The 20,903-nt window shown below is 72.9% G+C and carries 23 protein-coding genes; 13 read left to right on the forward strand and 10 right to left on the reverse strand.

Features of this window, described 5'->3' with window-relative positions; translation table 11 throughout:
* The 6 genes from BM093_RS37340 to BM093_RS16455 all read right to left on the reverse strand — a co-directional run.
* Positions 1–161, reverse strand: a 161-nt coding sequence (locus BM093_RS37340; RefSeq protein WP_483880038.1) for a 2,5-dihydroxypyridine 5,6-dioxygenase NicX family protein, incomplete at its 3' end; no start/stop codon positions are given.
* A 5-nt stretch (positions 162–166) separates the two neighbouring features.
* Complete coding sequence (locus BM093_RS16435) at positions 167–1,009, reverse strand: alpha/beta fold hydrolase (protein WP_218162798.1); 843 nt, start codon at positions 1,007–1,009, stop codon at positions 167–169.
* Complete coding sequence (locus BM093_RS16440) at positions 1,006–1,653, reverse strand: isochorismatase family protein (RefSeq protein WP_093344035.1); 648 nt, start codon at positions 1,651–1,653, stop codon at positions 1,006–1,008. The genes BM093_RS16435 and BM093_RS16440 overlap by 4 nt, the downstream gene beginning before the upstream one ends.
* Positions 1,653–3,059, reverse strand: coding sequence for an MFS transporter (locus tag BM093_RS16445; protein WP_245773567.1), 1,407 nt, complete (start codon positions 3,057–3,059; stop codon positions 1,653–1,655). The genes BM093_RS16440 and BM093_RS16445 overlap by 1 nt, the downstream gene beginning before the upstream one ends.
* A 147-nt stretch (positions 3,060–3,206) precedes the next feature.
* Positions 3,207–4,457 carry an FAD-dependent monooxygenase gene (locus BM093_RS16450; RefSeq protein ID WP_093344040.1) on the reverse strand — a complete coding sequence of 417 codons (1,251 nt, stop codon included), beginning with the start codon at positions 4,455–4,457 and terminating at the stop codon, positions 3,207–3,209.
* A 349-nt stretch (positions 4,458–4,806) separates the two neighbouring features.
* Positions 4,807–5,757, reverse strand: a complete 951-nt coding sequence (locus BM093_RS16455) for a DMT family transporter (RefSeq protein ID WP_218162799.1) — start codon at positions 5,755–5,757, stop codon at positions 4,807–4,809.
* Between the two features lie 210 nt (positions 5,758–5,967).
* Between BM093_RS16455 and BM093_RS16460 the strand changes: the two genes are divergently transcribed.
* Genes BM093_RS16460 through BM093_RS16475 form a run of 4 tightly spaced genes read left to right on the forward strand, consistent with a single transcriptional unit; the run spans position 5,968 to position 9,209 of the window.
* Positions 5,968–7,368: a mycothione reductase gene (locus BM093_RS16460; RefSeq protein WP_093344046.1), complete on the forward strand. Its 1,401-nt coding sequence runs from the start codon at positions 5,968–5,970 to the stop codon at positions 7,366–7,368.
* 49 nt (positions 7,369–7,417) lie between these two features.
* Positions 7,418–7,753, forward strand: coding sequence for a GNAT family N-acetyltransferase (locus BM093_RS16465; RefSeq protein ID WP_093344048.1), 336 nt, complete (start codon positions 7,418–7,420; stop codon positions 7,751–7,753).
* Positions 7,750–8,244, forward strand: a complete 495-nt coding sequence (locus tag BM093_RS16470; protein WP_093344050.1) for a carboxymuconolactone decarboxylase family protein — start codon at positions 7,750–7,752, stop codon at positions 8,242–8,244. The genes BM093_RS16465 and BM093_RS16470 overlap by 4 nt, the downstream gene beginning before the upstream one ends.
* Positions 8,241–9,209: a pirin family protein gene (locus BM093_RS16475; RefSeq protein ID WP_093344052.1), complete on the forward strand. Its 969-nt coding sequence runs from the start codon at positions 8,241–8,243 to the stop codon at positions 9,207–9,209. Before BM093_RS16470 ends, BM093_RS16475 begins: the two co-directional genes overlap by 4 nt.
* Before the next feature lie 10 nt (positions 9,210–9,219).
* On the opposite strand, the gene BM093_RS16480 is transcribed toward BM093_RS16475, so the two are convergent.
* Positions 9,220–9,495, reverse strand: coding sequence for an ACT domain-containing protein (locus tag BM093_RS16480; protein ID WP_093344054.1), 276 nt, complete (start codon positions 9,493–9,495; stop codon positions 9,220–9,222).
* Between the two features lie 186 nt (positions 9,496–9,681).
* On the opposite strand from BM093_RS16480, the gene BM093_RS16485 reads away from it, so the two are divergent.
* Positions 9,682–10,446: an SGNH/GDSL hydrolase family protein gene (locus BM093_RS16485; protein ID WP_093344056.1), complete on the forward strand. Its 765-nt coding sequence runs from the start codon at positions 9,682–9,684 to the stop codon at positions 10,444–10,446.
* Here the strand turns inward: BM093_RS16485 and BM093_RS16490 are convergent.
* The 3 genes from BM093_RS16490 to paaZ form a co-directional block, all read right to left on the reverse strand.
* Complete coding sequence (locus tag BM093_RS16490) at positions 10,432–11,763, reverse strand: benzoate/H(+) symporter BenE family transporter (RefSeq protein WP_093344059.1); 1,332 nt, start codon at positions 11,761–11,763, stop codon at positions 10,432–10,434. The genes BM093_RS16485 and BM093_RS16490 overlap by 15 nt on opposite strands.
* A 100-nt stretch (positions 11,764–11,863) precedes the next feature.
* Positions 11,864–13,123: a phenylacetate--CoA ligase PaaK gene (gene paaK / locus BM093_RS16495; protein WP_245773585.1), complete on the reverse strand. Its 1,260-nt coding sequence runs from the start codon at positions 13,121–13,123 to the stop codon at positions 11,864–11,866.
* 62 nt (positions 13,124–13,185) lie between these two features.
* The gene (paaZ, locus tag BM093_RS16500) at positions 13,186–15,228 is read right to left on the reverse strand and encodes a phenylacetic acid degradation bifunctional protein PaaZ (RefSeq protein ID WP_093344363.1); all 2,043 of its coding nucleotides are present in this window, start codon (positions 15,226–15,228) and stop codon (positions 13,186–13,188) included.
* 152 nt (positions 15,229–15,380) lie between these two features.
* On the opposite strand from paaZ, the gene BM093_RS16505 reads away from it, so the two are divergent.
* From BM093_RS16505 to paaD, 8 genes are all read left to right on the forward strand, one after another.
* On the forward strand, positions 15,381–16,193 hold the full coding sequence (locus tag BM093_RS16505) for an enoyl-CoA hydratase/isomerase family protein (RefSeq protein ID WP_093344063.1): 813 nt from the start codon (positions 15,381–15,383) through the stop codon (positions 16,191–16,193).
* Entirely contained in the window at positions 16,194–16,325 is a 132-nt protein-coding gene (locus tag BM093_RS37935) for a hypothetical protein (RefSeq protein WP_281248712.1), read from the forward strand. It abuts the gene before it with no gap.
* The gene (locus BM093_RS16510) at positions 16,322–16,921 is read left to right on the forward strand and encodes a TetR/AcrR family transcriptional regulator (RefSeq protein ID WP_093344066.1); all 600 of its coding nucleotides are present in this window, start codon (positions 16,322–16,324) and stop codon (positions 16,919–16,921) included. Before BM093_RS37935 ends, BM093_RS16510 begins: the two co-directional genes overlap by 4 nt.
* Before the next feature lie 95 nt (positions 16,922–17,016).
* The gene (locus tag BM093_RS16515; protein WP_093344068.1) at positions 17,017–17,967 is read left to right on the forward strand and encodes an endonuclease domain-containing protein; all 951 of its coding nucleotides are present in this window, start codon (positions 17,017–17,019) and stop codon (positions 17,965–17,967) included.
* A 150-nt stretch (positions 17,968–18,117) separates the two neighbouring features.
* The gene (gene paaA, locus BM093_RS16520) at positions 18,118–19,077 is read left to right on the forward strand and encodes a 1,2-phenylacetyl-CoA epoxidase subunit PaaA (protein ID WP_093344070.1); all 960 of its coding nucleotides are present in this window, start codon (positions 18,118–18,120) and stop codon (positions 19,075–19,077) included.
* Positions 19,074–19,457 carry a 1,2-phenylacetyl-CoA epoxidase subunit PaaB gene (gene paaB / locus BM093_RS16525; RefSeq protein ID WP_245773568.1) on the forward strand — a complete coding sequence of 128 codons (384 nt, stop codon included), beginning with the start codon at positions 19,074–19,076 and terminating at the stop codon, positions 19,455–19,457. Before paaA ends, paaB begins: the two co-directional genes overlap by 4 nt.
* The gene (paaC, locus tag BM093_RS16530) at positions 19,454–20,383 is read left to right on the forward strand and encodes a 1,2-phenylacetyl-CoA epoxidase subunit PaaC (RefSeq protein WP_093344074.1); all 930 of its coding nucleotides are present in this window, start codon (positions 19,454–19,456) and stop codon (positions 20,381–20,383) included. Before paaB ends, paaC begins: the two co-directional genes overlap by 4 nt.
* Complete coding sequence (paaD, locus tag BM093_RS16535; RefSeq protein WP_093344076.1) at positions 20,377–20,883, forward strand: 1,2-phenylacetyl-CoA epoxidase subunit PaaD; 507 nt, start codon at positions 20,377–20,379, stop codon at positions 20,881–20,883. The genes paaC and paaD overlap by 7 nt, the downstream gene beginning before the upstream one ends.
* The last annotated feature ends 20 nt before the right edge of the window (positions 20,884–20,903 follow it).

Raw genomic sequence — 20,903 nt, forward strand, 5'->3', positions numbered from 1 at the left:
TGATACCCGGTCGCGCCCAGGCGCTGGATCGCCCACAGGAACGCGTCCGCGTACTCGCCACGTTCCCCACCCCGGGTCAGCACCACGACGGTCTCACCCTCGTGCACCCCCGACAGCGTCAGCTGCTGCAGGCAGATGTCGTTGAACAGGTTCTGGTCCATGGCGGTCACTCCTGGTTCTCGCGATAGGTGAGCAGGTGCGGGGTGAGAAGGTCGAGGAACTGGTCGAGCTCGTCCCACGGCACCATGTGCCCGGCGCCGGTGACCGGGACCACGGGGATGTCGGGGCGACTGCCGCGCAGCTCGTCGACGGCGTCCGGCGGGACGACGGGACTGTCGGCCCCGTGCACGAGCAGCACGGTGCCGCGCAGCTCGGTCCAGTAGCGGAAGAAGTCCTCGGTCTCGAAACCCCGATGGGTCTCGACGACGGCGGTCTCGTCACAGGTGGCGAGGTGGCGGGCGCGCAGCTCGAGCTCACGGCGGGGCCAGCCGGGATAGAACGCGGCGACACCGTCGGCGGTGGTCCCGGCCTGCGCCGCCCGCAGCTGGTCGAGGAACGCCTCGCGGGTCGTCGGGTACGGCGCGCGGCCGGGGCCGGACGTAGGCGGGTCGACCAGCACCAGCGGCCCGTGGTCGTCGGGTGCGTGATGGACGGCGTAGGCGGCCGCGATCCGGGCACCCATCGAGTGGCCGAGGACCAGTGGGGCGCGCAGGTCGAGCACGTCGACGAGCCCGGCGACGTCGGCGGCGTAGTCGACGAGGCGGTAGCCGCCGGGGGCCGCCCGGTCGCTCTCCCCCCGGCCCCGGACGTCCGGGACCACCACGCGGAACCCGAGTGCGGTCAGCCGGGTGGCCAGGAAGTCGGCGCAGACCGCCGGGGTGGTGATCCCGGGGAGCACGAGCAGGTCCCGCGCGGCGGCGGCCCCGGCGCCGTAGTCCAGGACGCTGTGCCGCAGTCCGTTGGTGTCGACGGTCCGGCGCTGTGCCCGGATCTCGTCCACGGTCATCATCGATCACCTTCTCGGCCGGGTGCGGCCAGGTAGGTCAGCGCGTCGTCGATCTCGACGACGTCGCCGTACTTCTGCTGGATGTCGAACAGGTTGGCCTCGTGCGGCTCTGGTGCCCGGTCGGCGACGGCCTCCCGCGGGACCAGGACCGGGAAACCGAGTTGGACCGCGTCGACGACGCTGGCCCGCACGCAGCCGCTGGTCGTCGCGCCGGTCACCACCAGGGTGTCGGCGCCCGACGCGACCAGATAGGACGCGACGGGGGTACCGAAGAACGCCGACGCACCGTGTTTGACGAAGACCGGCTCGTCCGGACGCGGGTCCAGTGCGGAGTCGATCTCGACGAGCCTGCTGCCCGCGGTGAGCGCCGCCATCCCGGTGGCCTTGTCCAGCCAGGTCAGTGTGCGGGCCTCGCCGGGGCCGTAGGCGATGGTGGTGAACGCCCTCGGCAGTCCTGCGGCACGGGCCGTGTCGAGCAGGCGCCGAGTGGCCCGGACCGGGCCGCTCATGTCGGCGCCGGTCGGGTACCCGGGATCGGTGAACCCGTAGCTGAAGTCCACGACGAGCACCGCGGGACGCCGGCCGCGCCGCACGGCGCGGCCGAACCCGGCGCGGTCGTAGGTCGTGCCCGTCGTCTCACTCGTCATCAGGCCGCTCCGGTCGCGGTCGTCGCCCCGTCGGCCACCGGGCCGGAACGGCGGACACCGAAGTAGAGCAGGGCGCTACCGATGACCAGTGCAGCGTCGAGGTAGATCGCCGCCGACCAGCTGCCGGTGGCGTCCCGGACCACGCCGCTGAACACCGGGCTGGCCAGCGCACCGACCTCGGCGATCAGGTTCCACATGCCGAATGCGGAGCCGCGCTCCTCCGGGCCGACGAGGTCGGCGGTGAGCGCCTGGGACATCGGCTGCACCGCGTTCAGGAACAGCCCGGTGCAGAACATCAGGACACCCATGACCCACAGCGACGGCATCTCGGTGAACTGCAGGTAGATCCCGAAGAGCAGGACCAGGACACCCTGGACGACGGTCGCGACGATCAGGTAGTTGCGCCGGCCCATCCGGTACCGGGACGCCTTGTCCGACAACCAGCCACCGACCGGGAAACCGATGATGCCCGCGCCGGCGTTGAACGCGGCGATCAGACCGGCGGTGGTCAGCGAGGAGTGCGCGGCCGAGGAGACGATGGCCACCGACCAGTAACCGAACAGCCAGATGCTCCACAGGATCGCGATGGCCGCGACGTAGATCAGGGTGGTGTCGCGGTCCTTGAGCGACACCGCTGCGCCGAGGGACCCGCGGCGCCGCATCACCAGCACGATGCACGCGGCGAGCACGACCTGCATCGTCGCCGAGGCCCACTCGGGAAGGCCCACGCTGTCACACAGCCAGAACAGCGCCATGATCAGCACGCAGAACACGGCCGAGACCGCCATCAGGTTCCGCAGCGGAGGCCCGGGGCGGATCGGCCCGGCGAGCCGGCGCATGAACCACCACATGACGACCGAGAACGCCAGGGTCAGCCCACCGAAGACCAGGAACGGCATCCGCCAGGCGTCGTCCTTGCCGAGCATGCTGACGCCGAAGTTGAGCAACGGTGCCGCGAAGATGTTGGCGACGGTGAGCCCGAACGCCAGGCCGGTGATGGCCACGCCGAGGCCGAGGCTCCGCAGTCGCGCCGGGGTGTGGGCGACGATCAGCGCTCGGTCGTTCGAGTAGAACGCGCCCTCGCCCAGGCCGGTGATGACCCGCAGGGCGACGAAGGTGATCAGACCGGTGATCAGTCCGCTGACGATCGTCGCCAGGCCGGCCCACACGAAGCAGACCGAGAGCAGCGTCGCGTGCCCGTACCGGTCGCCCAGGCGTCCGCTGGGCAGCTGGGTGAGCATGTATCCCGCGAAGAACAGGCTGCCGATGAGCCCGCCGAGCGCGTGCGGGTTCTGGGCCGCGCCCATGAAGTCGATGTCATTGTCGATCATCCAGGTCACGACCGGGCCGGTGATCGCCCGGTCGGCATAGGCGAACAGCCAGCCGCCGAACAGGACGAACCACAACGTCCTGTACGAGGGTGTCCGCCGGGGGGTCGGTGATGTCGGTGATGTGGTGTGACCCTGCGTCATTGCAGCCTCGTCCTCGGTTCGGGGGCGATCCCGGCCCCAGGGCCCGGGATCTCCTCAGTCCTGCTGGGTGTGCGTGCCGGTTCAGGCGACGGCGCCGGTCCTCCGGCTGGTCCCGGTGTAGATCCGGTCGATCGGGCCCGCCGGCTCGCCGGAGGCCTCGTGCCAGCGCTGGTCCCGGCTCTGCTGATCCGGGCCGTCGGGCAGGTGGTAGAGATCGCGGCTGACGTGTGCCTCCCGCTGCACCCGGTGCGCGTCCGGGGCCCGCCGCGCGGCGTAGCGCGCCAGCGCCGCGGCCGGGGCACCGTGCTCCGCGCCGCCGATCTCCACCGTGCCGATCTCCTCGGCCAGGACGACGGCGTCCTCGATCGCCTGGGACGCCCCCTGCGAGACGTAGGGCAGCATGGCGTGGCACGCATCGCCGACCAGCGCGACGGCGCCACGGGTCCAGGTCTCGTGCGGATCCTGCCGCTGCAGGGTCCACAGGCTGACATCACCGAGGGCCGGGGTACCGAGGAGCGCGGTGAGCCGGGGGTCCCAGCCGCGGTAGGATTCGACCATCTCGGCGGTCGAGCTCGGTCGCTGCCCGGCGGACGCGACCTCGGCGTCCTCCGGCACCACGCCCACGATGTTGACGGCGTCGCCGTGCCGGATCGGGTAGGCGACGAGGTGCTTGTCCTCGCCGAACCAGAAGTGGGCAGCCTGCTGCTCGGTGAGGAACCGCAGGTCGTCGTTCTCCCGGACGCGGGCACCGTCGATGAGCGCCCGGAAGCACATGTCCCCCGAGTTGACGATCGGGACGGTGCACCCGATCGCCTCGCGCACCAGTGACCTCACGCCGTCCGCACCGACCAGCAGGTCACCCCGGAACCGCACGCCACCGGCGGTGACGGCGACCGGTGCGACGTCGTCGACATCCTCGATCGCGGTGACGCGGGCGGCCGTCACGACCTCGATCGGGGTGCCCGCACCGGTCGCGCCGACCGCAGCCTGCAGCAACAGGTCGAGCAGGTCCGCCCGGTGCACCTGCAGGTACGGCGCTCCGTAGCGCTGCTCGGCGGACGCACCGAGCGTGGTCCGGTTGAGGACGCCGCCGTCCCAACGCCGCCGGATGATCTCCTGGGTGACCGGCGAGAGCGCCCGGAGCTCCGGTTCGAGGCCCAGGTCGAACAGTGCCCGTACCGCGTTCGGTCCGAGCTGCAGGCCGGTGCCGATCTCCTTGATCTCGGGCGCCTGCTCGACCAGGGTCACGGCCAGGCCGGCCCGGCGCAGCGCCAGCGCGGCCGTGGTGCCGCCGATCCCGCCGCCGCAGACGATTGCCGTGGGTTGCCGCATGCACTCTCTCTTTCCTCGCCGGTGCTGCCCTGGACGACGTGGTCCGCACAGCACCGGATCTGCCTGCTGACGCTCGAAGCAGGCGAGACGGTAAGAGATATGTATACGGTCTGTCAACGTAGGTCGTAACCCAACCGTCAGGCAGAGCGTTAAAGCCCAGATAGCAGGCTTGTTCGTGTCGAGTGAGCAGGCAGTCGTGCCGGATGTTTAATTAAATACTCGCCTGTCGCGCTTCGACGGAACCCCCAGCAGGTGGCCGGGGCACTCCTCGGTCCCTGGCGGTGTCGTCACCGTCGTCGTAACTGCCGGTCGTCGCCGACGCGGAGCATTCCGGGACGGTTCGCCCGCCTCACGAACCTGCACCCGGGGCCGCCCGACGCTTGACGCCGGAGGTACCCACGACCCCGACGATCACGATCATTCCGCCGACGACCTGCGCAGCGGAGTACGGCTGACCGGTGAGGACCGTGAACATCGCGGTGAACACGGTGATGAGGTTGAGGTACACCCCGGCACTCCCGGCCGGCAGGACACGCAGCGCACGGTTCCACAGCAGGTACGACAGGACCGACGGGAACACGGCGATGAACAGCAACGACCCCAGCGGCCCCGGGCCGTCGGGCAGCGTCGGCCCACCGACCGACCAGACCACCGGTGCGAGCACGACGACCGACAGCACAGCTTGCGCCGCGGTCGAGGCGATCGGCGGAAGGCCGGCGGTCCGGCGACCCGCCAACGTGTAGACCGTCCAGGCGATGACGGCCCCGATCATGAGTAGGTCGCCCGTCCCGAAAGCGGTGCCCAGCAGGGCCGACAGGTCCCCGTCACAGATGACGACGAGCACCCCCACCAACGCGACCAGTACACCGACCACCGCGATCGGGGTCAGCCTCTCCCGCAGCACGATCGCCGCCGCGACCGCGATGAGTGCCGGGTTGAACGCGTTGATCAGCGAGGCGTTGAACGCGCTCGTGTACTCCAGCGCGGCGTAGAGGAAGAGGCTGTAGGCGAGCAACCCGGACGCCGCGAGCAGCAGGAGTCGGGGCCAGGCCGACCACAACCGGCGCCAGTCCGGACGTTCCGCCAGGTGCGCCACGACCACCAGCGGGATCAGCGCGACCACCCATCGCAGCCAGACCAGGCTGAGCGGGTCGACCGTCCGGACCGCCTCGGCGCCGACGATGTAGTTGCCCGACCAGAACAACGTGGCGGCCAGCAGGGAGACGACGGCCAGTGCGCGACCTCCCCGCGTGACCCGACCGTTGCTCGGCACATCGACCGGGATGACGACCTCCCCCACGTTCGAGAAGTCCCTGGGCTCGTCTTCTCGGCACGGCCCGGACCACGTGCACCGCGGCGTGCAGGGATGCGGCACCGCGGACCAGCTCGACAGGACGATCAACGGCTCGGGACGCTGGTCGCCACAGCCATTCTGTCGCGCCGGATCGAGAGGGCTGCCGCAGGGCTCCGCCGACGAGCAGGACCCGCCCGTCCCTCCTAGCCTCGTCACGTGGTCCATCACGATCTGGCCGTCATCGGCACCGGCTCCGGCAACACCGTCGTCGACGAGCAGTTCGCCGACCTGGACGTGGTGCACGTCGAGGCCACCCGCTTCGGCGGCACCTGCCTCAACGTCGGCTGCATCCCGACGAAGATGCTCGCCTACACCGCCGAGGTCGCCGAGACGGTGCGCTCGGCCACCCGGTTCGGCGTCGACGCCCGGATCGACCGGATCCGCTGGGCCGACATCCGCGACCGCGTGTTCGGCCGGTTCGACCCGATCGGCGACTCGGGCCGCGAGCACCGCCGCGAGCACGGCACCGTGCACGACGGGTACGCCCGGTTCACCGGCCCGCGGGCGCTCGCCGTCGACCTGCACGACGGCGGGACGGCCGCGTTCACCGCGGACCGGATCGTGCTCGCCGACGGCGGCCGCCCGGTGGTGCCGCCACCGGTCGCGGACTCCGGTGTCCCGTTCGACACCTCGGACACGATCATGCGGATCGACGAGCTGCCCCGCCACCTCGCCGTCATCGGCGGCGGTTACATCGCCGCCGAGTTCGCACACGTCTTCGGCGGCCTGGGCTGTGAGGTCACCATCGTGGAGGCCGCCGACACCCTGCTCGGCAGCATGGACGAGACGATCGTCGAGCGGTTCACCGACGCGGCGCGGGAACGCTTCACCATCCACACCGGACGATCGGTGGAGACGGTGACGGGCTCGGCCGGGGACGTCCGGCTGCAGCTCGACGACGGCACGGAGATCCGCGCCGACCGGTTGCTCGTCGCGGCGGGCCGGACCCCCAACAGCGACCGCATGGATCTCGACCGGGGCGGCGTCGAGACCCACGACGACGGCCGGGTGCAGGTCGACGCCCACGGCCGGACCAGCGCCGACGGCGTCTGGGCGCTCGGCGACATCGCGAGCGCACACCCGCTCAAGCACGTCGCCAACCACGAGGCCGACATCGTCCGGCACAACCTCGCCCACCCCGGCGACCTGCGCACGTTCGGCCACGAGCTGATCCCCGCCGGGGTCTTCACGGTCCCGCAGATCGGCACCGTCGGCCGCACCGAGCAGCAGTGCCGCGACGAGGGCCTGGACCACCGGGTCGGCCTGCACGACTACGCCGATGTCGCCTACGGCTGGGCGATGGAGGACGAGCGCGGCTTCTGCAAGGTCATCACCGCCCCGGACGGGACGCTGCTGGGCGCGCACCTGCTCGGCCCGCAGGCGCCCACGCTGGTCCAGCAGCTGGTGCAGGCCATGGCGCTGGGCGTGGACGCCCGGCGGCTGACCGAGGTCCAGCACTGGATCCACCCGGCGCTGACCGAGGTGCTCGAGAACGCGCTGCGCGAGGTGTCGACCGACGGCTGCCCACCGCGGCTCGGCCCCCGCACCGCCGGGTGACGGCCCACCGGACCGGAACAACACGTCCGCGAGACGGGTTGGACCGGGCATGTCGGACAACGAGGAGCCCGTGGTCACCCACGAGCCCGGACGGAGCCGCTTCGAGATCGCCCTCGGCGGCCCCCGGGTCGGGCTGGCCGCCTACGTCGACGACGGCGACCGGCGGATCTTCCACCACACCGAGATCGACGACGCCTACGGCGGGCGCGGGCTCGCGAGCACCCTGGTGCGCGGCGCACTGACCGCCACCCGCGACGCCGGGCTGCGGATCGTGCCGGTGTGCCCGTACGTGCGCAGGTGGGTCGGCTCGCACGACGACGTCGCCGACGCCGTGGACCGGGTGACCCCGGACGCGATCGCCACCGTCGAGCAGGCACTGCGATGAGCGCCCGCGTCCGCATCGACCAGCAGTCCCCGGACGTCTACTCGGCGATGAACCGGGTGGTGAAGGTCGTGCGCGAGCAGGCCACCGCGGCCGGGCTGGACCGCGCACTGATCGAGCTCGTGAACATGCGGGCCTCGCAGATCAACGGGTGCGAGAACTGCCTGGACGCGCACTGGCGCGCCGGCACGGCGGCCGGGCTGACCCCGCAGAAGCTGGCGCTGCTGCCCGCCTGGCGCGACTCGCAGCTCTACGACGACCGCGAGCGCGCCGCCCTGGCGATCGCCGAGGCCGTGACCTCGCCGGCGGCCGGCCCGCACCTTGACGACGAGCAGTACGCCGCCGTGCGCACGGGCCTCACCGACGACGAGACGTCGATGCTGATCTGGGCGGCGATCACCATCAACTCCTACAACCGGATCTCGATCCTGTCCCGGCACCCGGTGCCGGTGCGCGACGCCGAGGGCCGGGCCGTGGCCGGGGGACGGACGTGAGCAACGTCGAGGTCGCCCCCGAGGAGCTCGTCTGCGGCGGTGACCGCGCCGCCGTCGAGCTGGTGCAGCCGCGCGACGTGCCGCTCGGCGGACCGCGGGCGATGACCGTCCGCCGGACGCTGCCGCGACGCGCCCGGTCCCTGATCGGGGCCTGGTGCTTCGTCGACCACTACGGCCCGAACCGGGTCGCCGACACCGGCGGCATGAACGTCCCCGGCCACCCGCACACCGGCCTGCAGACGGTGTCGTGGCTGTTCGAGGGCGAGATCGAGCACCGCGACACCACGGGCGCGCACGCCGTCGTGCGCCCCGGCGAGCTCAACCTGATGACCGCCGGCCACGGGATCGCGCACTCGGAGTTCTCCACCCCGGACACCGACGTGCTGCACGGCGTGCAGCTGTGGGCGGTGCTGCCGTCGGCGCACCGCGGGATCGACCCGGCGTTCGAGCACTACGCGCCGCCCCGGGCGGAGGTCGACGGCTGCGCGGTGCGGGTGTTCCTGGGATCGCTGGCCGGCGCGACCTCGCCGGTCCCGACCTGGTCGCCACTGCTGGGCGCGGAGATCGTGCTGCCCGAGGGCGCCCGGCTGACGCTGCCGGTCGACGCGGGCTTCGAGCACGGGGTACTGGTCGACACCGGGTCGGTCACCGTGCACGCGACGACCGCGGTCTCCGGCGAGCTGCTCTACCTCCCGCCCGGCCCGGGCAGCCTCCAGGTGCGGGCCGGCGAGGCCGGGGCCCGGCTGCTGCTGCTCGGCGGGGAGCCGCTGGGCGAGCGGATCGTCATGTGGTGGAACTTCATCGGCGCCTCCCACGAGGAGATCGCCGGCTACCGGGAGCAGTGGCAGGCCGAGCGTGCCGCCGGCGGGGCGGCCGACGGGCGGTTCGGTCCCTTCCCGCAGGCCTGGGACGCGACGCTGCCCGCCCCGCCCCTGCCGAACGCCCGGCTCACCCCGCGCGAATAGGCGGCCGGCGTCAGCCGCGCTCGGCCCGGACGACCGCGACCACCCGCCGCAGCTGCTCCACCAGCAGCTGCGGGTCACGGCCGTCCGGCTCGACGGCGAGGTCGAGCCGTCCGACCTCACCGGACAGGTCGGCGCGCAGCTCGCGCACCGCGTAGCGGCGGGAGCGCAGGGTGGTCAGGACCTTCATCAGCCCGTCGTCCCCGCCGGTGACGAGCAGGGTGACGTGGTGGCAGGTCGAGCCGGGTGTGGCCGGCGTGGCCGGGTGGGCGGTGGCGAGCGTGGTCATCGGATCTCCTGCGATCGCGGACGGCGAGGGATCCGGCCAGGTCCGGGCGGCAGCACGGTGCGCGCGCCGGCGACCTGGGTTCAGCCGGCGCGCCGGATAATGATCTGGCCGCGCACGGGCCCAGGGTAACAGGGCTCACCTCCCCCGCTCCCCGTCACCGGCGGCGCGGGGCGGATCATGGGGCCCGTGCGGTACGTGGCGATCGGGGACAGCTTCACCGAGGGGGTCGGCGACGAGGACGCCGCGGGGGTGCCCCGCGGCTGGGCGGACCGGGTCGCCGGCGGGTTGGCCGGGGCGGCGGGCGAGCCGATCCACTACGCCAACCTGGCCGTGCGCGGGAAGCTGCTCGCCGACGTCGTCACCGACCAGCTCGACGCCGCGCTCGCCCTCGACCCGGCCCCGACGATGATCACGCTGAACGGCGGCGGGAACGACATGCTGCGCCCGCGCACCGACCTCGCCCGGCTCGGCGAGCTGACCGCGCACGCGGTACGCCGGTGCGCCGACGCGGGCGTGCGGCTGGTGCTGATCAGCGGCGCGGACCCGTCGGGGGGCCTGCCCCTGGGCCGGGTGGTGAACCGCCGGGCCGCCGCGCTGACGGCGATGGTGCGCGACCTCGCCGACCGGCACCGTCTGACGCTGGTGGACGTCTTCGGCGACACCGAGATCCGCCGCCCCGGCTACTGGTCGGAGGACCGCCTGCACCTGGCCGCGCCCGGGCACATGCGCACGGCGGGGCTGGTGCTGGACGCGCTCGGCGTCCGTGGCGCGCTGCCGGCGCTGGGCGCCGCGACGGAGGTGCGGCGCGGGGTGACGGCCGAGCTGGCGTACTACCGCACGCACGTCCTGCCCTGGGTGGGACGACGGCTGCGCGGCCACTCGTCCGGGGACGGCCGGCCCGCGAAGTACCCGGCCTGGACGACGCTGCCCGCGCCGTCACCGGGGGGCTGAGTCCACCGCGCCGGCCTCGGGGTCGGGATCGCGCTGGGAGCCGGACGCCGCCGCCCTGTCGTTCTCGCTGTCACCGTTCTCGAGGCGGTCGCGCCTCAGGTCGTCGCGCTCGAGCAGCCACGCCGTCGCCACGCCGGCGACCAGCCCCCAGAACGGGGCGCCGATGTTGAACGCGGTCATCCCGGAGACGGTGACCACGAACGTCACCAGCGCCGAGAGCGTGACGCGGGCACCGAACGCCGCCACGAACGCCGACTGCAGCACCTTGAGCATCGCGAGTCCGCCGAGGGTCGCGAGGAACGCCGGCGGCGCGGCCAGCATCAGCCGCACCACCACCGGGGCGAACAGCCCGAAGACCATCGCCAGGATCCCGCACACGATGCCGGCGGTGTACTGGCGTTCCCGGGTGCCAAACGCGGTGAGCAGCGCGTTCGTCGGACCGGTCAGGCAGGTCGACACCGCGCCCACCCCGGCCACGAGGATCGACCACAGCCCGCAGGCCGCGGTCACCACGTTCACCGGGGCCCGGTGCCCCACCGCGCGCAGCACACCCACGCCCTGCCCGTTCTGGACGACCAGCACGGTGATCGCCAGCGGCAGCACGAGCTCCACCATCGCCTGCCACGACCAGGCCGGGGTGACGAGCAGCGGGGCCGCGACCCAGCCGCTCAGGTCGCCGCCGCCGGCACCGCGGCTGCCGGTCAGCAGCACCGCGGCCACCCCGGCCAGCAGCGCCCCGAGCACCGGCGGGAGCCGCCGTCCCGCGGCGGGCCAGGCGGCGAGCAGCACGAACACCGCGATCATCGGGACGGCCACGGCGCCGTCGTCGGTGACCGAGTCGACCAGCCCGGTGCCGAACCCGAGGAAGACCCCGGCCACCATCGCCATCACGATCGGCATCGGGACGGCGGCCATGGCCGTCCGGATCCAGCCGGACAGGCCCAGCACCAGCATCAGCAGGCCGGTCACGAGGTAGGCGCCGACGACCTCGGCCAGGCTCAGGTGGCCCAGCGCCTGTCCGACCAGGACGGTGCCGGGGATCGTCCAGAAGAACCCCAGCGGCTGCCGGTAGACCCAGCACATCAGCACCGTGAGCAGGCCGTTGGCGAAGAACACCCCGAACAGCCAGGACGCCAGCTCCCGGCCGCCGAGTCCACCCTGGACACCGGCGGCCAGGATGACGGCGATCGGCCCGGTCGCCGCGAAGATCAGCCCGATCAGGCCGTTGGCCGCGTACTGCGGCCCCAGATCACGCAGCACCTGCCGCGGCCCCGGCAGGGCGCGCGGCGGGCGCTCGAAGCGCGGCTCCGTACTCATGCCCCGTGCAACCCCTCCCGTGGTCGCCCGGTAGTGCACACGATCGTCCCGGCGCGTGCCCCGGGCGAATGCCCAGTCCTGCCCCAGGGGGGTCCGGACGTCAGGACCGGCGCCGGTCCACCAGCCGCTGCAGCTTGCCGACCGACCGCTCCAGGGTGTCCGGGTCGACGAGCGAGCAGGTCACGGTCACCCCGATGGTCTCCTTCACCGCCCGCACGAGCTCCGCCGCGGCCGCCTCGCGCCGCTCGGCGGGGGTGTCGTGCCGCGCCTCGACCCGCACCGACAGCACGTCCATCCGCTGCTCGGTCGACAGCTCGAGCTGGAAGTGCGGCGCGCAGCCCGGGGTGCGCAGCACGATCTCCTCGATCTGGGTCGGGAAGAGGTTCACCCCGCGCAGGATGATCATGTCGTCGGACCGGCCGGTGATCTTGGCCATTCGCCGCATCTGCGGCCGGGCGGTGCCCGGGAGCAGCGTCGTCAGGTCCCGGGTGCGGTAGCGGATGATCGGCAGCCCCTCCTTGGTGAGGCTGGTGAACAGCAGCTCGCCCTCCTCCCCGTCCGGCAGCGGATCACCGTCGAGGGGATCGACGACCTCGGGCAGGAAGTGGTCCTCCCAGATGTGCAGGCCGTCCTTGGTCTCCACGCACTCCTGCGAGACCCCCGGCCCCATCACCTCGGACAGGCCGTAGATGTCGACCGCGTGGATGCCGGTGCGCTCCTCGATCTCGGCCCGCATCCGCTCGGTCCACGGCTCCGCGCCGAAGATGCCGATCCGCAGCGACGTCGCGCGCGGGTCGATCCCCTGCCGGTCGAACTCGTCGAGCAGGGTGAGCATGTAGCTCGGCGTCAGCATGATCACCTCGGGTTCGAAGTCGGTGATCAGCTGCACCTGCCGCGGGGTCATGCCGCCGGAGACGGGGATCGCCGTCGCGCCGAGCTTCTCCACGCCGTAGTGCGCACCCAGACCGCCGGTGAACAGCCCGTACCCGTAGGCGACGTGCACCCGGTGCCCGGGCCGCCCGCCCGCCGCCCGGATCGAGCGGGCCACCAGCGTCGCCCAGTTGTCGATGTCGCCCGCGGTGTACCCGACGACCGTGGGCCGCCCGGTCGTCCCGGACGACGCGTGGATCCGCGCGATCCGCTCCCGCGGCACCGCGAACATGCCGAACGGGTAGGTCTCGCGCAGGTCGGCCTTGGTCGTCGTCGGGAACCTCGCGATGTCGCGGAGCTCGCGGCAGTCGTCCGGGTGCACGCCGTGCGCGTCGAACCGGGCGCGGTAGTGCGGGACGTTGTCGTAGGCGTGCCGCAACGTCCACTGCAGACGGCTCAGCTGCAGCGCCCGGAGCTCGTCGACCGACATCCGCTCGGCCGGGTCCAGGAGCTCGGCCGGCGGCGCCTGGCCCGGGCGCTTCGTCGCGATGGTCACCGTGCCGCCTCCGGGTCCTGCTTCGCCACGAGGGTGAGGACGTCGTAGCGGGCGACGGACTCGCCGTCCTGCCGGGTGACGTCGGCGTCCCAGCGGACCTCGCCGTAGCCGGCGGACTCGCGCGGGGTGATCTGCTTGCAGGTCAGGGTCACGGTGAGCTCGTCGTCGAACCGGACCGGGGTGAGGAACCGCAGCCCGTCGACGCCGAAGTTCGCCAGCACCGGCCCCGGGTCGGGGTCGACGAACAACCCCGCCGCCAGCGACACGACCAGGTAGCCGTGCGCGACCCGCTGCCCGAACAGCGGGTTCGCCGCGGCCGCCTCGTCGTCCATGTGCGCGTAGAACGTGTCCCCGGTGAACTCGGCGAAATGCTCCACGTCGGCCTGGCTGACCCGGCGCGGGCCGGCGACCAGGCAGTCCCCGGGGCGCAGCTGCTCGAGGTGCTTGCGGAACGGGTGCACGCCGTCGTCGTGGCGTCGTGCGCCGGCCACCCAGCGGCCGGTGATCGCGGCCAGGGAGTCCGGGTCGGCCTGGACCGCGGTGCGCTGCATGTGGTGGAACACGCCGCGGACCCCGCCCATCTCCTCGCCGCCGCCTGCCCGGCCGGGCCCGCCGTGCACGAGCTGGGGCAACGGCGAGCCGTGCCCGGTGGACTCCGCGCCGTCGCGGGCGTTGAGCACGTGCACGCGGCCGTGGAACGGGGCGATCCCCAGCACCACCTCGCGCACGAACTGCGGGTCGGCACTGACCACGGACCCGGCGAGGCTGCCCTGCCCGCGGGCCGCGTAGTCGATCAGTTGCGCGGTCGAGTCGTAGGGCAGCACCGTCGCCACCGGGCCGAACGCCTCGACCTCGTGCGGCTCGCCCCGCTCCGGGTCGCCGACCAGCAGCAGCGGCGAGACGAACGCGCCGCGGTCGGCGTCGGCCCCGACGACCTCGACCCGGTCGGGGTCACCGAACACGACCCGACCGGCGTCGCGCAGGGCCTTCACGCTGCGCCGGACCTCCTCGCGCTGGTCGAGGCTCGCCAGCGCACCCATCCGGACACCCTCGGCATCGGGCGCGCCGACGACGATCTTCGCCAGTCGCTCCGACGCCGCCTCGACCACGGCGTCCACCCGGTCGCGGGGTACGAAGGCCCGGCGGATCGCGGTGCACTTCTGCCCGGCTTTGACCGTCATCTCGGTGGTCAGGGCCTTGACGAACAGGTCGAACTCCTCGGTCCCGGGCGAGGCGTCCGGGCCGAGCGCGGCCAGGTTCAGCGAGTCCGCCTCGGCGGAGAAGCGCACCGCATTGCGCACCAGCGCAGGGTGGCTGCGCAGGGTCTGCGCGGTCGCCGCGGACCCGGTGAACGACACCAGGTCCTGTCCGGTGAGGTGTTCGAAGCAGTCCCCCAGCCCGCCCGCGACGAACTGCACCGCGCCGTCCGGCAGCAGTCCGGAGTCGACGATCAGCTCGACCAGTTTCGCGGTCAGGAACGCGGTCGGCGTCGCCGGCTTGATCAGCGTGGGCACGCCGGCGAGGAACGCCGGGGCGAGCTTCTCCAGCGGCCCCCACACCGGGAAGTTGAACGCGTTGACCTGCACCGCGACCCCGTGCAGCGGGGTCAGGACGTGCTGGCCGAGGAACGTCCCGCCCCGGCCCAGCGCCTCGACGTCACCCTCCACGTGGATCGTGTCGTTGGGCAGCTCGCGCTTGGCCTTCGAGGCATAGGCCAGCAGGACACCGATGCCGCCGTCGACGTCGAACTTCGAGTCGCCGAGCGTCGCCCCGGTGCGCTTCGAGACGGCGTAGAGCTCCTCGCGGTGTTCACGCAGGTGTCCGCCGAGCGCCTTGAGCAGCGCCGCACGCTGGTGGAAGGTGAGCGCGCGCAGCGCGGGCCCGCCGGTGCGGCGGCCGTACTCGAGGGCCCCGCCGAGGTCGAGGCCGTCGGTACTCGTCCGGGCGATCTCCTCCCCGGTCACCGCGTCGTACAGCGGGCGCCCGTCCCCGGTCCCGGTCCGCCAGGAACCGGAGAGGTGGCTGCGGAGCAGGGTCATCGGCTGCGCCATCGGCAGGGCCTCCGTCGTCGCTCTTCACTGAACCGACCGTTCGTTCGGCTGGGGACGCTAGCACTCCGGACGGCCGTTGGGGAGGCCCTTCGCGGCGCGGACCCGAGACCGATCGTTCGGTCGGCAGCTAGGGTGACCGGATGGCCGACACCTCCCCCGAGCCCGCCGTCCTCGTCACCCGCGACGACACCGACCCCGCCGTCGCCGTGGTCACGCTGAACCGGTCCGCGAAGTACAACGCGCTGTCCGTCGAGCTCAAGGAGGCGCTGCTCCCGGCGATCGCCGAGGTGGCCGGGGACGAGTCGGTCCGCGCCGTGGTGCTCACCGGGTCCAGGAAGGCGTTCTGCGTCGGGCAGGACCTGGGCGAGCACGCGAGCGCGCTGGAGCGCGACGCGGCCACCGCGTTCGACACCGTCCGCGAGCACTACAACCCGCTGGCCCTGGCGATCAGCGGGGCGCCGAAGCCGGTGATCGCCGCGATCAACGGGCCGTGCGTCGGCGCCGGGCTGGGGCTGGCGCTGGCCGCCGACCTGCGCGTCGCCGCCGAGGGGTTGAAGTTCTCCACGGCGTTCACCGCGATCGGCCTGACCGCCGACACCGGCCTGTCGGCGAGCCTGGCGCACGCGGTCGGTGTCTCGCGGGCGACCGAGCTGCTGCTGCTCGGCGAGCAGTTCACCGCCGACGACGCGCGCAACTGGGGGCTGGTGCGGGACGTCGTCCCGGCCGAGCAGGTCCTCGAGACCGCGCTGGTGCTCGCCCGGACGCTGGCGACCGGGCCGACCCGCGCCTACGCCGAGGTGAAGAGCGCGATCCGGTTCGGCGCGGTCAACGAGCTGCCGGCCGTGCTCGAGCACGAGGCCGACGCCCAGGCCCGGCTGGCCACCACCGCCGACCACCAGCGCGCGGTCGCGGACTTCCTCGCCAAGAAGAAGCCGACCTTCGAGGGCCGCTGAGTGAGCTCCCCATCGGGCACCGCGACACCGGGCTTCGCGACACCGGGCACCGCGGCACCGGGCACCGCGACACCGGGCACCGCGGCACCGCACCGGACGCCGCCGGCCGGCACCGGCGAGGAGGACGCGTGAGCCAGGCACCGGCGAAGCGGGCGCGCCGCCCCAGCGGCGGACGCGAGCAGCTGCTCGAGACCGCGGTCGGCGAGTTCATCACCCGTGGCTACGACGCGACCTCGATGGAGGACCTCTCGCGCGCCGCGGGGATCACGAAGTCGTCGTTCTACCACCACTTCGCCGGCAAGGAGGCCCTGCTGCGGGCCGCCCTCGAACGCGCGGTGGACGGGCTGTTCGGGGTGCTCGACCTGCCTGCCGCCCGCGACGGGAGCCCGGCGCAACGGCTGCACGTGATCCTCGCCGAGCAGGTGCGGGTCCTCATGACCGAGCTGCCGTACGTGACCCTGCTGCTGCGGGTGCGCGGCAATACCGAGACCGAGCGGTGGGCGCTGGAGCGCCGGCGCTCGTTCGACGCGGCGATCACGGCCCTGGTGCGCGACGCCGTCGACGCCGGGGAGGTCCGCGCCGACATCGACCCGGCCCTGGCCGCCCGGCTGCTCTCGGGCCTGGTGAACTCGATCGTCGAGTGGTACCGCCCGAACCGTCCCGGCACCGCCTCGCTGCCCGAGGACGTGGTCCGCGCCGCCTTCGCCGGGATCGTCCCCGCCCCCTGAGCGACCGAGTGTCACCCGAGTGCAGTGATGCGTGCACTCAGGTGACACCCGACATCAGAGGGAACCGGGCGGAGCCGGGCATCGTCCAAGGACGCATGGAACTCGGACGACCGTTCCGCGGGACGCACGCGATCGCCGCGGGTGAGATCAGCAAGGGAGCACTGCGCGGCGCGCGGTTCCGCCGCCTGTTCCAGGACGTCTACCTCCACGCCGAGGTCGAGCTGACCTACCTGCTGTGGTGCGAGGCGGCGGCACTGGCGGTGCACGCCACCAGCGACTCGCGCACCGGCCCGCTGGACGTCGGTGCCGGCGCCCTCGCCGGCTGGTCGGCCGCGGAGATGCTCGGGGCCGCCTGTGCGCCCGCCGGCGTCCCGGCGGAGGTGCTCATCGGCGTCGGGAACCGGCGGGCCCAACCGGGACTCGTCGTCCACCGGGCACGCGCACTCCCCCACGAGATCCGCAGCGGCGTCCGCATCCCGATCCCCGGACGTCGGCGCCGCTACGTCGCCGGCCGGACGGTACGCACCCTCTCGCCGCTGCGCACCGCGTTCGATCTCGCGACCCGCGAGGGACGGATCGAGGCGATCATCGCGCTGGACGCCCTCGCACGGGTCGGCGGGTTCGCTCCCGTGCAGGTCCTCGAACTCGTCCACGACCATCCCCTCGCCCGGGGTGTCCGTCGGCTTCCCGAGCTGGTCGCACTGGCCGACCCGCTCGCCGAGTCGCCGATGGAGACCCGAGTACGCCTCGCGCTGCACGACGGCGGGCTACCCGCACCCGTGCTCCAGTTCCCGGTCGGCGAGTACCGGCTCGACCTGGCCTACCCCGACGTACTCCTCGGCATCGAGTACGACGGCGCACACCACCGCGATCCCCGGCAGGCCCGCGTGGACCTCGCCCGCCAACAGTTCCTGACGGCCCGGGGCTGGCACATCCTGCGCCCGTCCGCCGAGGACACCATCCACCATCCGCCCCGGGTCGCCGGCCACGTCGCTCACGAACTCACCCAGCGCCACGCCAATGTCGGACGACGAGCACCTGCGTGACATTCGCCGAGCCGTCCAGCAGCGGGACCTGCCGAATGCCACGCAGGGGTCGTGGCTCGAGCATCTGCGTGACATTCGGTGTGGGGTTGCGCGGGCCGCGGCGGTGAGCCACACTCGTAGCCGAACGAACATTCGGTACGGAGGTGTCCAGTGACGAGCACCGCGCCATCCCCGGCGGAGCTGGAGGAACGCTTCGACGCGACGATCGCGGCGGACCAGCGGATCGAGCCGCGGGACTGGATGCCCGAGGCGTACCGGAAGAGTCTGATCCGCCAGATCGCCCAGCACGCGCACTCCGAGATCATCGGGATGCAGCCGGAGGGCAACTGGCTGCTGCGGGCCCCGTCGTTGCGGCGCAAGGCGATCCTTCTCGCGAAGGTGCAGGACGAGGCCGGGCACGGCATGTACCTCTACGCGGCGGCGGAGACGCTCGGGGTGGACCGCGAGGAGCTCACCGAGAAGCTGATCGACTCGCGGCAGAAGTATTCGTCGATCTTCAACTACCCCACGCTGTCGTGGGCCGACATCGGCGTCATCGGCTGGCTGGTCGACGGCGCGGCGATCTGCAACCAGGTCCCGCTGTGCCGGTGCTCCTACGGTCCCTACGCCCGCGCGATGATCCGGATCTGCAAGGAGGAGTCGTTCCACCAGCGGCAGGGCTACGAGTCGCTGCTGGCGCTGGCGAACGGCACCGAGGCGCAGCGGGAGATGGTGCAGGAGTCCACGAACCGGTGGTGGTGGCCGTCGCTGATGATGTTCGGGCCGGCCGACGGCGACTCCCCCAACACCCGCCAGTCGATGGAGTGGGGCATCAAGCGCCACACGAACGACGAGCTGCGCCAGCGGTTCGTGGACATGACCGTCCCGCAGGCCGAGGCCCTCGGGGTCACGCTGCCCGACCCGGACCTGCGGTGGAACGACGAGCGCGGCGCCTACGACTTCGGCGAACCCGACTGGTCGGAGTTCAAGGCGGTGATCTCCGGGGCCGGCCCGGCGAACCGGCAGCGGCTGGCGCACCGGCGCCGCGCCCACGAGAACGGGGCCTGGGTGCGCGAGGCGGCCCGGGCGTACGCGGACAAGCAGGCGGCACGAGCGGAGGCCGGGGCATGAGTGGGCAGGACATGAACCCGCAGGACGTGACCCCGGAGGGTGGGCACGGAGCCGTGCCCACCGCGGGGGTCGAGACCGGCGCCGACACGAAGCCGGCCCGCCGGACCTGGCCGCTCTACGAGGTGTTCGTGCGCGGCAAGCGCGGGCTCAACCACGTCCACGTCGGCTCGCTGCACGCCGCCGACGACGAGATGGCGCTGCACAACGCCCGCGACGTCTACACCCGCCGCAACGAGGGCGTCTCGATCTGGGTGGTGCGCGCCGACGCCATCGCCGCGTCGAGCCCGGACGAGAAGGACCCGTTCTTCGCCCCGAGCGCGGACAAGGTCTACCGGCACCCGACCTTCTACGCGATCCCGGAGGAGGTGCCCCACCTGTGAGCGCCCACGTGCAGGACGAGGACGCCACCAACGCGTACCAGTCCCTCGCCGGCAGCGTCGACCACGACGACCCGCGCTGGGCGTTCGGCTCCGGCTTCGAGGACATGGAGGCCGACCTGACGGCCCCCGTACCCGACGGCGCCGACCCGGCCGACCTGGCCGCGTACTGCCTGATGCTCGGCGACGACGCGCTGGTCTACAGCCACCGGCTCACCGAGTGGGTCTCGCACGCGCCCGAACTCGAGGAGGAGGTCGCGCTGGCCAACACCGCGCTCGACCTGCTCGGCCAGGCCCGGGTGCTGCTGGCCCGGGCCGGCCACGTCGAGGGTCTCGTCCCCGGCGGCACGGCCCGCGACGAGGACGCGCTGGCCTACTGGCGCGAGGTCGGCGAGCTGCGCAACGTCGCGCTCGCCGAGCCGTCCGACGACCTCGACTTCGCCCGCGCGATCGCCCGGCTGCTGGTGTTCTCCACGTGGCGGATCGCGCTGCTGCACCCGCTGCGCGACTCCGCCGACCCGGTGATCGCCGCGGTCGCCGCGAAGGGGGTCAAGGAGGTCACCTACCACCGCGACCACGCGGCCCGCTGGACGCTGCGCCTGGGCGACGGCACCGCGGAGTCACGGGCGCGGATGCAGGACGCGCTGGAGTGGGTGTGGCCGTTCCTCGAGGAGCTGTTCCGCACCAGTGACGAGGAACGACGCCTGGTCGCGGCCGGTGTGGCCGTCGACCCGGCCGGTACGCGTGCCGAGGTCGACGAGGTGCTCGACCGGGTGCTCGACCGCGCCACGCTGACCCGCCCGGAGGCCCCCGGCATGGGCACCATCGGCGGCCTCGGCGGGCGCCAGGGCGTGCACACCGAGAAGCTCGAGCACGCAGTGCTGGTGATGCAGAGCCTCGCCCGCAAGCACCCGGGGGCGACATGGTGACCGGTCTCGACCTCGGTGCCCGCGGCGTCGTCGCGCAGGTCGTCGACCCCGAGATGCCGATGCTCACCCTGGACGACCTCGGCGTGATCCGCTCGGTGTCCGAACAGGACGGCGGGGTGACGGTGACGATCACGCCGACGTACTCCGGCTGCCCGGCGATCGAGGAGATGCGTGCGGACATCACCCGTGCCCTCACCGGTGCCGGGTACGGGCCGGTCGAGGTGCGCACCGTCCTGTCCCCCGCGTGGAGCACCGACTGGATCAGCGAGGCCGGGCGGCGCAGGCTCGCCGAGGCCGGTGTCGCCCCGCCGGGCCGCGCGCCCGCGCAGGTCGACGGGCCGGTCCCGCTCACCCTCGAGGCCCCCTCGACCGTGGTGCGCTGCCCGCAGTGCGGGTCGCCGGCCACCGAGGAGTTCTCCCGCTTCGGCCCGACCGCCTGCACGGCGCTGCGCCGGTGCACGGCGTGCCGGGAACCCTTCGAGCACATGAAGGAGATCTGAGGGTGCGCGAGCATCACAGC

This window comes from Pseudonocardia ammonioxydans (assembly GCF_900115005.1).
Taxonomy (GTDB): Bacteria; Actinomycetota; Actinomycetes; order Mycobacteriales; family Pseudonocardiaceae; genus Pseudonocardia; species Pseudonocardia ammonioxydans.